The organism is Nonomuraea sp. 3N208 (assembly GCF_052245935.1).
Classification (GTDB): Bacteria; Actinomycetota; Actinomycetes; order Streptosporangiales; family Streptosporangiaceae; genus Nonomuraea.
In genome coordinates this window covers 1-13418 of record NZ_JBQQBR010000040.1, presented here as the reverse complement: position 1 = coordinate 13418, position 13418 = coordinate 1, and the positions used below count along the sequence as shown (strand labels likewise).

Below are 13418 nucleotides of genomic sequence, written 5' to 3'. Positions count from 1 at the left end.
CCTTCCTGCCATGGGAGAGGACGGACCGGACCAGCACGCCGTGATCATCCCCGGCGGCAGGGGCGGCCCGTACGCGGGCTTGCTGGCCTACGCGAGCGCAGTCGCCGCCCGACGTGGCGCCAAGATGGAACTGATCTGGTGGACGCCGCCGGAAGACCGCCCCATGGTGGAGAACTGGCCGTGGGTCCACGATCAGGTGACATCCGTCGTGGAGAAGCTGCCCGCCTCCACCACGCCTCTGCTGATCGGCAAGTCACTCGGTTCGTACGGCGCCGGCGTCGCCGCCGCCCGTGCCCTTCCTGCCGTCTGGCTGACGCCCTTGCTGACGAAGCCCGCGTGCGCGGAGGCACTGAGCCGGGCCACCGAGCCGTTCCTCCTGGTCGGCGGCACCGGGGACGATTACTGGGACGGCGGGCTGGCCCGGGAGCTGACGCCGCACGTGCTCGAGGTGGCGGGCGCCGACCACGGCATGATGGTGCCGGGGCCGCTGCGCGGATCCGCCGACGTTCTCGGCCAGGTGCTGACAGCCATCGAAACCTTCCTCGACGACGTCGTCTGGCGCTAGCCAGGGCACCCAGCATGTGGCGCTGATCCGAGCGGCCGAAGCGTGTGGCGCTGGTACGCGCGGCCGAAGCGTGTGGCGCTGGTCCGAGGGGCGGCCGGAGCGTGCGGCGCTGGTCCGAGGGACGGCCGGACTTATCCACAGAACAGCGTTCGGCCAACCCACGCCGCTCCCCGATCCGACTAATCTCAGCGCCATGGTCACTCGCGCAGACATAGGCGTCATCGGAGGCTCAGGCTTCTACTCGCTCCTCGACGATGCCGAGGAATTCGAGCTAGCCACCCCCTACGGCCCTCCCAGCGACGTCGTCACGGTCGGACGCATCGGCTCGCGTTCCGTCGCTTTCATCCCTCGCCACGGCCGAGATCACCGCTTCCCGCCGCACCGCATCCCCTACCGCGCCAACCTCTGGGCCCTGCGCTCGCTCGGCGTCCATCAGGTCCTCGCGCCGAGCGCCGTAGGATCCCTGCAAGCCGAGTACGGTCCGGGTGCCATGGTCATCCCCGACCAATTGGTAGATCGCACATCTGGCCGCGTCCAGACCTACTACGACATAGATGGCGCCGTCCACGTCTCGTTCGCCGACCCATACTGCCCGTCGGGCCGAGCGGTGGCCGTACGAACAGCCCGCACGGGCGACTGGGAAACCGTCGACGGCGGCACGCTGGTGGTCATCGAGGGCCCGCGCTTCTCCACCCGGGCAGAGTCGCAGTGGTTCGCGGGCAACGGCTGGTCGATCGTCGGCATGACCGGTTTCCCCGAGGCGGTCCTGGCCCGCGAGCTGGCCCTGTGCTACACGTCGCTCTGCCTGGTGACCGACCACGACGCCGGGGTGGAGGCGGGCCAGGGCGTGACGCATGACGAGGTCCTCGAGTTCTTCGCCCAAAACGTCACCCGCATGCGCACCTTGGTGGCGGAGACCGTGCAAGCCCTGCCCGAAGAACGCACCTGCCCCTGCGGCTCGACCCTGGACGGCCTCAAGCTTCCCTTCGACCTACCGTGATCCAATCCTGGCTGAGCCGCTACGGCCGTCGCCGCCGCCTCGCGGCGGCCACGCTCGCCGCCATAGCCGTCGTGGCTGCCTATTTCGCCACCCGCCCATCCCCACCCACCACGGTTCTGGTGGCGGCCCGTGACCTACTACCCGGCCCCCTGACCCCGTCAGACCTCCACCCGGTCCCCCTCAACCACCCCCCAGACGGCGCCGTACGCACGACAACGGCCGCAGCCGGCCGCTATCTGACCTCCCCCATGCGCAGAGGCGAGCCCTTGACGGACGCCCGCCTCCTGGACTCCTACCGTCTCCCACCAGGCCTGGTCGCCACCCCCGTTCGCATCTCCGACCCGGAAGCGGCGAAACTCCTCTCTCCCGGCTCCAGGATCAACGTCCTGGCAGCCTGGGAGGAAACCCACGCGGCCCGCACCATCGCAGAAGACACAAGAGTGATCACAGCCGCAGACCGACAACAAGACGACAGCCACGGAACACTCATCGTCCTGGCGACAACCCCGACCCAAGCAGCAGAACTGGCCGCCGCCCAAGCAAGCGCCCGCCTCTCGATCACCATCATCACGGACCCTGACTACCAGTGATAGCGGAGCCCGACGAAGCTACAGAGACGGAGTTAGAGAAGCGTATCGATCTTGGGGTCGTACTCCCAGTGCCACGGCTCGAACGGGCTGCTGTAGGCCCAGGACGGATGGAACCACCCATACTTCTTGGAGTTCCGCTCCATCCACACGAACTCAGCGGAGCCCGCTCTCTCCACCCCGCCACACAGGTCCACGGCCAGCCCGAGCCCGTGGTTGCTCCGCCCCGGCACGGCGGCGAACCCCGGCCGCCGATAGTAAATGGACTGCTGCGCAGCCAGGCTCCGGTAGGCGTCGGTAACGCACATGGGCTTCCCGAACCGCTTGCGATAGGCCTCGTTCAAGCTCACGAACGCAATGGTGGCGTCGGCCCGCAGGCTGAACCCCTTCTGCTGCAACGGGCAGAGCATGCCCTTGGGGATGAGCCCGTTGGGAAACTCCCCAGCCGTCGCGGCCCGCAACGGATCGCACCCCAGCGCCGCCCGCCCCACTTTGTCGATCTTGATGCCCAGCTTCACCAACGCCGCGGTCAGCGACTTCACGATCTTGTCCGACCGTTGCCGCAACGTATCGACCTCGGCCGCCAGCTGCGCCTCAGCCAGCAAGTTGCCGGCCCGGAGCTCCTGAGCCTCGGCCGCCAGCCGCTCCGTCTCCTTGTAGAGCGCACTGGTCTGCTCAACAGCCTGCTGCCGCACAGCGACAATCTGGGTGGCATCGGTCAAGGCCCGCAGGGTCCCCTCATCCGCCCCCTCGGCCAGAAACGGCAGAACCCCTCCTGCCGCGATCGGCTGCTCATACAACAACTCGACCATCTGCGACACGGGCTGCCGCATCACCGCGAGCCGCCGCTCCAGCTCCTGCAGCGCGGTCAGCTTGGTCTTGAGCTCCTTCTCGGAGGCCGCGATCGTGCTCCGACGTTTCTCAAGAGCCTTGGTGGCCTCTTCGAGCTCCTTGGCCGACCGCTCAGCCTCTTTCCTGAGCTCACCAAGGTCCGCCGGATCCCGCAGTTCCTGAGCCCGTGCCTGCCGATTGGCCACACCCCGAACCTGAGCGTGAGCCTGACCCGCCACGGAAGGCACCAGAAGAGAAGCCACCACCGCCATGACTACCGCGATCAGACCCGCTGATCGAGGGGCTGGCACGTTCGACTCCTCCGTATGCAAACTCGTTACCTGGGTCAGGCACGCACGTTACTACAGCCCCCAGAGTGTCCGGACCGAACTCCGAGGAGCTGTTATGAGACAAAAAACCCACATTGCACAGCCACCCCCCACAACCAGCCATATCCTCACGCCGGCCCATTACCTGGAGCCCCCGCTTCTCGATCGCCACAACCACCACCCAACCCCCAAAATCACCCCTCCACGCAACCCGGACCGCCCCGCTTGACCGAAGCGCGCGCCTTCCCGCCCCCGCACCCTCCGAGCCACAACAGCCAGCCCAGACCACCACCAGCCCCAGCAACCTCAAATCCCCGGCATCAAACTCTCCGAAAACGCCTGAGCACCTTCTTGCTCCTCCTGCCGGCACAGCTCCCACAACCAGGTGTCCACCCACTCCTTCGGACACCCGGCCCAGGGCCGCGTAGGAGCAGGCGTATAGGGCTCCTCACCAACAGACCGCGGACCAGGATCGGCAGCGACATCCCCCGCCCCACCCCGAGGCACCTTCGCCAACACCCTCACGGGCGCCGGCACAACAGCCTCGAACATGCGATCAGGACGAGCCGGCGCAGGCACGAGCCTCGGCCCGAACGCCAGCCCGCTCCCACCGCCACCACCCGCCATACCAGCGGACGCGACACCATTCTCAAGCCCTCGCACCTGGCCCACCAGCAATCCCCCGGCAAGGATCGCCGGCGCCAGCAACGCCCCGAACAACACAACGGGCCGCCGCCGCACCTGCCTGCACCGCCTCTTGGTCACAGGCAGACGCTATCCACGGCGGGTCCCCGCGAATCTGATCAGTTGCCATGCCTTTACCGCAGCTCAGAGCACCCATAACCCACCCCGCCAAACTCTTCCCAGACCTACGTCCCACGCAGTGCCAGACTTTCGCTAGGCTTACGGGAGTCCGCCTCCGTAGCTCAGGGGATAGAGCACCGCTCTCCTAAAGCGGGTGCCGCAGGTTCGAATCCTGCCGGGGGCACTCATCTCGACCAGGCATTTTGGCCTCTGACCTGCGGTTTCTCGGCCGCAGGTCTCTTTGCTTTCTGGACCCTTGGTAGGCCCCCGAGGGCACCCACATGCAGCCATAGGACCTTGATCACGGGATATATGCGGGATGATCTTGGAGGCGTTCCCGACACACGGCATCTACTGACCAGCGGGGCTAGCTTCGATTCGGCAGAGCTGAAGGCACTACCCTGGTCCTGGAGTGCGCGGCCGAGGCGATGTAGAGGTCCTGTCTTCTCCACCGCGCGGCCATGTCAGGTACCGCCCCCGGTCCCGGCCGTGGCGATGGGCGCCCGCCTTGTTGTCGGCCGCGCTGATAAGCCGCGCGGGGGCGTCGAAGCCGCCGGTGTATGGCCCCTGCCAGGTAGAGGCGAAAGAGTATCGTCGCGCTCCTAACCCTGGACTGTCGACGACAGCGTGAATGCCTGTCCCGCAGGCGACGGCTGAATGTTGACCCCCTCCCCTCTTTGGAGGGTCGTCAAGGTGGACAACTGGGCGGAGATCCCCCAGGTTCGGTCCAGGCCGAGCCCGGAGACCACGACGACATCCCTAGGATAGAAGGGTTCGTCCAGCACGACGGCCGCAGCCGCACCTACGGGACTGGTCAGGAGTGCGTCATGGCGCGGACCCACTCTCTGGCGGCAGGCCACTCCTCCGACAAGGCGAATCTGGCATAGGTGAGCCCGTCGAAGAAGTGCGCACCCTCGTTGAGCGAACGCAAACTGTGGCGGATTGCGTTGACCGCGAGCCAGCGCCGCCAGCCTGTCTCGTCATCCTCCCGAACGGCGTATAACGTCCCGGACCACCTCTGGCCGAGGTTTTCCCACTCTGCTCTCACCTCTTCCAGCAGACCGGCGTCGATGGGCAGCCCCTTGTGCGCCGCTCGTACGGCAGGGGCGATGAAGGCCAGGTCAAGGTCGAAACGTTCGATCAAATCGTCCATCAGCCGGAGAAGAATTGCACGGCGGTTCTCCTCCGGCGTGAGACGAAGTCGCGCGTCGAGTTCTGGTTCGTGATGCCACAGGCCGATGGGGGTGACCTCCTCGCTGAAGGGCAGATCGACCACGGCCACCTGACGGGGTTGGTCGAACCAGTCGCTCGATAGGCGGGCTCCGGTACGCGCTTCGATGACCGCCATGACGGCTGCCTTTTGCGCAGGCCAAGGAGCGCCAGCCGCTCCTTCCAGCGCTGCCGCCGCATCCTGCAGTGTTGCAGGATCGGGGCCGTGCAGCGCACGCGGGTCCAGTTCGGGGATCACCGCAAGCCGGCGCCCGTTGGCCGCGTACTCGAGAAATTTCCCACCGGTGAGGTTCCAAGACACGTGCCACACCTGCGCGTCCTGGCTGAGCCATTCCATGACGGGCACCCGCGCAGCGTAGCTGAATCCGCCCGGTTCGAACAGCATGATCGACCCGCCGGATTCACCCAGATAGATGGCCGCGCCCTCCACGGATTCGGCCTCCTCGTCGAACTCCTCATCCGACTCCACCAGGATTGGACACCCGCCGCCGATCAGCCGCGAGGCCACAGATTGAGGGGACAAGGGCTCTCCGTGCGGACGGACAACGGTCCAGCCAAGCCCGTCCCCGATCCAGGGGACCGACTGAATGAGGCTGACGTAGTAGTCCACGGCCTTGTGAAAGCTCATATGCGTCCCATGCCCTCAGTTGGTGAGTGATTTGAACGGAAGCCGCCGTGGAGACGGGAGCGTTTCCACGGCGGCGTGCGGTCAGTTGTCGGTGCCCAGATAATACGGAGACGTCATATCAATGTGTCCTGGCCAGCAGTTGTTCTCCATTCTCGGCAGTGGCTGCGGAGCGCCGGTATCCTCGTCGTCGCCAACGAACCTATTGAAGAAGACGTCCTCGTCCAGCATCCTGTCTTCGCGGTAGAAACGACGGATCAGCATTCCCGCCTTGTAGTTCGGCCCTGTAATCCCTCCGTTCATGGCACAGACGGACAGGTTACCGTTCTTGTCTTCGGCAGTGGAGCGATTGCCTACGGAGGCGAACGGGTATTCGTCGCACTCCTGAGGAATTGATGCCAGGCTGTAGCCAGGCCACAGGCTGTGACATCTCGTGCCCGAGCGGGCTCTGTTGTTGTCGATGTTGCCGCGCCACCGCCAGAGATACTGGCTGGGGTCAGGGCGGCCGGACCCCTTCACGGCACAACCTGGAATGTTCTTGATCGTTCGTGTCGGGAAGGTGTTCTGCTGGTTGTAGCACGCCTTCCAATAATGGACGTACGCTGGCTCGTATCCCGCGTGTTGCTTCCACATAATCGAGGGCACGGTGGGCAGCACGCAGCCACCCGTTGTCCGCGATACGTAATCCGCGTTGTCGCACCTGGCATTGAGGGAATGTTCGACCGTGCCGTAGGCGAAGCGGAGTTCGTGGTTGACCTGACCACCGGGAGAGAGTTTTGCGTATGGCTTAAAGGGACAATTCGAAATTCGCTCGGCGTTGGGCACGCTGGCGTTCGCCCGGTTAGTGCGCATCGTCGGCGCGTGTGCCGCGTCGGCACGGAACTTGAACGTGGCGATGTTCTTCCAGTTGCCGGTCTCGTCGTATGCGGCGTCGTCCCATGCGTCGACGTCCAGCTCGATGCTGTTCTGCTGGCCAGTGACGTCACGGCAGGAGAGCTGATTCCGTTCGGGCCGTATTCCCACGGTAACCCCGAAATGGCCGATCATCCACTCGGGAACGAGTCCGCTGTAGTCTCCCGCCTCGATGTACACGTCGAACCAGATATCGCGCGTCGTGGCCCCTGAATCCAGCCCACGTTTGCCGTCGTAGGTCTTGGCGATGAAGAGGAGCGTTCCCTTCCAACCGTTGCTGTCGTTTGCCGCACTGCAGTCGTCATCGTCATCGCAAGTCTGGCTGGTGACCACCACCTCGTGCTTGAGGCAACCGCTGAAGCGGTTCTTCATCAAGCCGTGCGTACGTCGCGTGCCGTATTGGTCTGCGCACGTGCCCGCATCTATCCGATCGTATCGACTGGCAGTGGCGGCGACGGCTCTCGGCTTGGCCGCGGCGCCGCCTTCGGATGGGATCTCAGCAGTGGGGCCGCCGTCCAGCAGCGCGTAGACCTCATCGGCGCCGAGTTCCCGGTTGAACACCCAGACCTCGTCCAAGCTGCCGACGAGCGCCGTACCCAAGGTCATCGGAGCCGTCGCGTTCCAAGACGGGAAGCTGATCGCCGAGCCTCCAATGTTGGCGCCATTGAGATAGAGGGCTGCGTTTCCGGACTCTCTCGAGTAGACCGCGACCAAATGGAACCACTCGTTGACGGGCGGTTTGACCCCGGACCGTACGCCTTCTGCAGTGGCGTTCGGGTCGTCAGCACTGGTGATGGTGAACACCAGGCCATGGTCGGGATCGTTTCCGAGGCGGAAAGGCGCCTGATGCGTGCCTCTCTGCTCCACGAAGGTGTAGGTTCCGTCCCTGTCGGCGAGCCGGAGCCATGCGGCGACGGTGAAAGTCTGATCCGTTTGAAGAACCGGTCCCGCGGCCCGAGCGAAAGGCACCTTGCCCGCCTGGCTCACCTGCACAGTGACCGCCTGCCAGTCCGCCCATGCGGAATTCTGCTCTCCGGCGACCGCTCGGGCACGCCAGCGAATCTTCCACCCATCGATCAGCTTGTCGGCCGGCACCACCACGGTTGCGACGGAGCCGGAAAGGACATTGTCCACCGCACCGGCCCAGATGAGACCCGTGCCTTGACCATCGGACGCAGTCGGATCGTGTTCGACTTCGAACTCGGCCCGCAGCGCCCGCCCCTGCGGATCGGTGACGGTCGCCTTCATCGTCGGCGTGGTCACTGTGGTGACCGTAGTGCCGCCCACCACCGAAGAGGGTGTCATGGTGAGATCACCCACGTTCGGCTTGGGCAGCGCGATCGTGAGAAGCTGCCAGTCCGACCAGGCGGAGGCGGCAGTGGCGGAGACCGCGCGGGCCCGCCAGCGCACCTTCCACCCATCCGCCAACGTGTCCGCCGAGACAGCGATGCTCGCCTGGGTGCCGGCCGGAACGTTGTCGGCGCTACCGGTCCAGATCTGGCCGGTGCCCTGCCCTGCGGGTGCGGCCGGATCGTGCTCGACTTCGACCTCGGCGCGCAGTGCGCCGCCGGCCGGGTCGCTCACCTGGGCCAACAGCGCCGGAGTGCGGGTGGGGGTGACAGTGGCGCCGTCCACCTGCTGGGACGGACTAACCTGCAGCGCGCCCACGGCCGGTTCGGAGACCGGGTCCGGCACATCGACGGTCAGTGCCTGCCAGTCCGACCACGGCGAGCCGACCGTGGTGGCGGTATTCACCGCCCGGACCCGCCAGCGCACCTTCCACCCGTCAGCCAGCTTGTCCGCCGGGACGTCGAGGCTTGCCTGGGTGCCGGAGGCGATGTTGTCCACGCCGCCGGTCCAGATCTGGCCGGTGCCCTGCCCGGTCGCGGCGGGGTCATGTTCGAGTTCGAACTCCGCCCGCACCGGCTGAGCGGCCGGATCCGTGACCGTGGTGCGCAGGGCCGGGGTCAGGCTCGTGGCCACGGTGACGCCGTCCACCACCTGGGAGGGGGTGACCTGGAAGGCGCCGACCGTCGGGTTCGGCACATCGACCGTGGCCGTCTGCCAGTCCGACCACGCCGAGGTGGTGGACGCGGTGGCGTTGGCCGCGCGGGCCCGCCAGCGGATCTTCCATCCGTCGGTCAGCATGTCCACGGGGACGCTGGCCGTGGCCTGGTCGCCGGAGGTGACCGCCGGCGAGGTGCCGGCCCAGATCTGGCCGCTGCCCTGCCCGGTCGCGGCCGGGTCGTGCTCGACCTCGAACTCGCCGGTCAGGCTGCCGCTCGCGGTGTCGGCGACCGTGGCGGCGAATTGCGGGGTGAGCGAGGTCGTCACCGTCGTGCCGTTCACGGTCTGCGCCGGCGTGATGGCTGGGGCGGAGACGGTCGGCGTGGAGGCCGGGCCGCTGGTGGTGATGGTCAGTTTCGGCGGGCTGCCGAACTCTTCGGTGTTCTCCGCCGAGGTGTAGACCCGGTAGTTGTTGATGTTGGCCTCGCCGGGGGACTTGAGCACCAGGCCGTGGTCGGCGGCGCCGGCGGCCCAATCCTGGGCGATGCCGGTGACGTTCCACTCCATGCTGTCCGGCCAGGTGGTGCAGTCCATGGTGACGCCCTTGAAATTGGTGGAGGCGTCCTCGGTGGTGAAGGCGGGCTTGTTGGCCCAGTACGCGTTGTCCGGGTCCCAGGCACCGGTCAGCCGGGCGACCTGGATGCCGTTGGCGAGCGCGGCGCCGCAGTTTTGGGCGTCGATGGTGTTCATCGACAGCTTGGCGTCGGTGACGGTGGAGCCGGTCAGGTTCGGGGTGTCGAACTTCAGGTGCACCCGGTGCTTGAACCCGCCGGTCCTGGTGCCGGCCATCATGTACGCCGCCGTCGGGTCACTCGGATAGTCCGCATCGCTGTCGGAAGTCACCTCGACATCGGCGTTCACCGGCAGCGTGACCGCCGCGGCCACCCGCACTGGGTAGGTGGTGCCGGCGCCCGCCAGGAACGCCTGGTCCGGCTTGACCACCAGCTCCGTACGGCCGTCCTTGGCGACCACATCCGTGCCGGCCTCGCCGCGCTTGACCGACGCCGGGCGGTCCTTGCCGCTGCCGTCCGACACGATCGGCCGCGTCCCCGCCGCGACCAGCTTCTTGTCCTTGTCCTTCAGCAGCAGCCGGCCACCCTTGCCCTCGGACAGGGTCAGGCCCTCGTCATCGACGCCGATCCGCAGCTCCAGCGGCTTCGACGGCCTCTGGCGCAGCACCACCTCATACCGGAACCCGGTCGGCAACACCGTCACCACCAAGTCGGCACCCACGCCCGCGGCGTCGGTGAACGCGGCGACATTGCCCTTGACGGTCGGCTTGGGCAGCGGTGTCGGCCAGCGCAGCGCGTAGCTGTGTCCATCGGCGGTCATCTTGACGAAGGGGTCGGTACCGCCGTTGGAGATCTCGACCGCTGCACCGTTCGCGATCACCTTTGGAGTCAGCTTGTCGTTCTGCTCGTACAGGGAGGTGTCGATGGGGATCCACGTCCCGTTGTGCTTGACGCGTACGGGCCCTGCCGTCACCTCCGTGACGAAGGTCCCATCGGGCTGAGCATAGGTGATGCTCGTTTCCGACGTCGCTTCGGCGACCTCGACACGGCTGTTGCGCACAGCGGCCTGCTGCGCCGCAGCAACCCGAGCTGGATTGAGGCTCTCCGCGCCCGGACCGCTGCCCGTTGCCGCGCCGACGCCCACGTTGGTGAGCGCGGAGTTGCTAACTCCGGGAGTCCAGGCGACGCTACTGTCGACGGTGGCGGTGTGGTTGTTTCCGGACACGTCGGCGGCCGTGCTGCCGGAAGCCTCGTTGAAGGGCCATCGGGCGGTAATTCCTCCCACCGGCGCTTCGAGCGGGGTCAACTCGAGATCATCCGTGGAGACAGCGTAATCCTGATCGCTGGCGGCCCGGTATGCGAGGTCCTGCGCATTGGTGATCGGCTCAGGTTGTGGGAGCGTGTTGGAGACTCGCCCGGCGATAGCCCATTGATCAACTTCTTCTGGCGTCTGAGGCGGAGTCTCGTCCACTTCCTTGAGGTAGACCGACGCGACCGGGATCGAGAAGTCGACCGTGAGTCTGGGGCCGTGGGCGGGGTAGCCGCTGGTCTGCTCGCGGCTGCGGTAGCGGCGCCAGTTCCGCAGTTCGGATTCGTCACCTGCAGCCAGTTGGAATCCGTAGTTCGTTTCCCCGTCGGCCCAGGCCTGGACGATGGTGTCGACCGAGTGGATGAGGTCGTGCTCGTAGTTCATCGAGCCGGAGCAGTCGGGGCTGTAGGCCCCGGGCTCGGTATCCGCGCCCGCGCTGGTGACCGACGGCTGGTCGGACCACTGCAGGGTCAGATGGTCCCAGTCGGACGTGACCCGCCGAGCGGTGATCCCGGACCCGACGAACTCGCCGCAGTCGTTGGACAGGTAGTTCCACAGCTCCAGGTCGGCGTTCTGGATTCTGGAGCCCCAGAATGGGTCGCTGGCCTGGGGAAGCGGGAACTGGATGTAGGCGCGCCAGCGCTTGGCAATGCTGCTGGCATAGGACTTGCCGACCCACATTTGGTCGCGGTAGTGCATGTCCCAGCTGTCGGTGAGGTCCACGTCATTGATATACGTGTCCATGGGATCACCGGGAGGGCAGGGGTCACCCCCGAGAGTGCACTCGTACCAGTCGTCGTCGACGGCGGCCATGGTCACCGGGTACGTCGTTGCCGGGTCGGCGAGGAAGGCCGGGTCGGGACTGTACACCAGCGCCGAGCCGTCCAGGCTCACCTGCGCCCTGCCGACCCTGACGGCGCCGAGGTCGGCGTTCGCGTCGGCTGCGACCGCATCTAGCAGCGCCGCGGGCCGGATGCCGAGGCTGTACTTACCGTTGTCGCTCTTCAGCGTCGGCCGCCCCTTCGCGTTCTTGCCGAAGGAGATGCCCTTGGGCAGATCCACGGGGACGCGGAAGGTCACCGGTCCGGCGGGGCGTTGCCGGATGGCGATCTGCTGGCGGAACCCGGTCGGGGTGGCGGTGACGACCAGGTCGATGCCCTTGCCGTAGGCGGAGGAGTAGGTGGCGGTGCTGCCGTTGAGCGTGGGCTTGGGCAACGTGCGCGGAGCGTCGATCTGGGCGGCGATGTTGCCACTCTTGCTCTTGATCGCTTCGGTGTTGCCGCCGGGGGACAGCGTCAGGCTGCCTTTGGCCGCCTTGGGTTTGATGACTCCGTCTGCCTCGACGAGGGTGGTGTCGATCGGGGTGAAGCCGTCGCCGTTGGCGTTCTTGACCCGGATGGGCTCCAGGTACTGCTCCATCCGGAGGGTCTTGCCGTCGGGGTTGGCGTAGTAGGTGGTGCTTTCCGAGCGCAGTGACTCGATCTCGATGCGCCTGTTGTCCTTCTTGGCCTGCGCCAGCGCTTTGCTGGTGGGCGTGGCGGGAGCGCTCGGCGGCGTCTCGGGGGTGGGAGTGGTGGTGGGGGGTGGCGTTGGGCCCTGGGCGATCGCGGGCGCGCTCATCAGTGAGAGCGGCATGGTCAGGGCCGCGATCAGGGCAGCGCGGCGGCGCGTCCGGCTGGATAAGCCGGACGCTGTTCGTGATGGGTTCACTCGAGCCTTTCGAACAGATGTGGCAGAACGGAGTGATCATTACATAAGAGATGAATAAAGGTAAAGATCGTTTTCAGTAACGGTAAAGGTGCCCTCTGTGAGCAGGGCCCACCTGGAAGGCGAAGGGCCGGGGAATCGTCCACATCGACGATGACCAGAGTCCCTTTTACGTCCGCAGGGCAAACCGTCCCGCACAGCGGCGCACCGACTTGGTGGTCGTAACCGATAACTTGATCCACTCATCGGATAGGCCGCACTCTGGTCAATCTGGGACGACGTGGCGTTGACCATGGCCAACCTATCCGTAGCGGCCCCGGTGCTGTATTGCGTAGCTCGGGGCCGAGGAACTGATGGACAACCCAGCGACTCCGCACTCGCTGCGCCACCACCCGCAAGACCCGCGGCCACCTCAACCCCGCTTAACTTCGAAGAGCCACTTTTCCTCGCCGCTCATGTCGCGCAGCGACTCGCGAAGCAGGACTGCTACCTTCAGTGCGTAGCAGGCATACAAGGTGTACGCGGGAGAAGGGGTTAGGTAGTGTCCGGGGCGTGTGCCCAGATATTCGCCGAGTGGCTGTCGCCGCGGTGCTTGTTTCCCTCGGGCTTGCAACGGGTTGCACAGGCGACCCCGACAAGCCCACCTTGAACGAGGCTACAAAACAGCTCATCGCGGACGGCGACAAGCTCCTGAGCTCCAGAGAGTTGGCTGCCACAGGATCGGCGACTGCGACCGAAAGAGCCGATCGGGAGAGCGAAACAGGATGTGTGAAAGGTCAGGTCCAGCGATTCTTCCGTGCACAAGGCAATCTGAGAGGGCGGTCCGCGGGTCTATGCCCCTGATGTCGTAGTGTGATCGAGTGAATCTGTAGCGTTATGCCTGACTGGTGGGCGTGGGTGTGCTGAGATGGCCGGGTGAGTGAACGCAAGCCGTACGCGA

General features: G+C 66.1%; 6 protein-coding genes and 1 tRNA gene. 4 read left to right on the top strand and 3 right to left on the bottom strand.

Annotation, left to right across the window (positions count from 1 at the left end):
* Positions 1-10 precede the first annotated feature (10 nt).
* The 3 genes from ACTWPT_RS44515 to ACTWPT_RS44505 all read left to right on the top strand — a co-directional run bounded on the left by ACTWPT_RS44515 (position 11) and on the right by ACTWPT_RS44505 (position 2155).
* The gene (locus ACTWPT_RS44515; protein ID WP_443183590.1) at positions 11-565 is read left to right on the top strand and encodes a hypothetical protein; all 555 of its coding nucleotides are present in this window, start codon (positions 11-13) and stop codon (positions 563-565) included.
* Between the two features lie 193 nt (positions 566-758).
* On the top strand, positions 759-1565 hold the full coding sequence (locus tag ACTWPT_RS44510) for an S-methyl-5'-thioadenosine phosphorylase (protein WP_443183589.1): 807 nt from the start codon (positions 759-761) through the stop codon (positions 1563-1565).
* Positions 1562-2155: an RcpC/CpaB family pilus assembly protein gene (locus tag ACTWPT_RS44505; RefSeq protein ID WP_443183588.1), complete on the top strand. Its 594-nt coding sequence runs from the start codon at positions 1562-1564 to the stop codon at positions 2153-2155. The genes ACTWPT_RS44510 and ACTWPT_RS44505 overlap by 4 nt, the downstream gene beginning before the upstream one ends.
* A 32-nt stretch (positions 2156-2187) precedes the next feature.
* On the opposite strand, the gene ACTWPT_RS44500 is transcribed toward ACTWPT_RS44505, so the two are convergent.
* On the bottom strand, positions 2188-3255 hold the full coding sequence (locus tag ACTWPT_RS44500; protein WP_443183587.1) for a D-alanyl-D-alanine carboxypeptidase family protein: 1068 nt from the start codon (positions 3253-3255) through the stop codon (positions 2188-2190).
* 972 nt (positions 3256-4227) lie between these two features.
* On the opposite strand from ACTWPT_RS44500, the gene ACTWPT_RS44495 reads away from it, so the two are divergent.
* Positions 4228-4300: transfer RNA gene (locus ACTWPT_RS44495), tRNA-Arg, on the top strand.
* Between the two features lie 630 nt (positions 4301-4930).
* On the opposite strand, the gene ACTWPT_RS44490 is transcribed toward ACTWPT_RS44495, so the two are convergent.
* Together ACTWPT_RS44490 and ACTWPT_RS44485 are read right to left on the bottom strand one after the other, a co-directional pair.
* Positions 4931-5974: a hypothetical protein gene (locus ACTWPT_RS44490; RefSeq protein ID WP_443183586.1), complete on the bottom strand. Its 1044-nt coding sequence runs from the start codon at positions 5972-5974 to the stop codon at positions 4931-4933.
* An 81-nt stretch (positions 5975-6055) separates the two neighbouring features.
* Positions 6056-11833: a DNRLRE domain-containing protein gene (locus ACTWPT_RS44485; RefSeq protein ID WP_443183585.1), complete on the bottom strand. Its 5778-nt coding sequence runs from the start codon at positions 11831-11833 to the stop codon at positions 6056-6058.
* Positions 11834-13418 lie beyond the last annotated feature (1585 nt).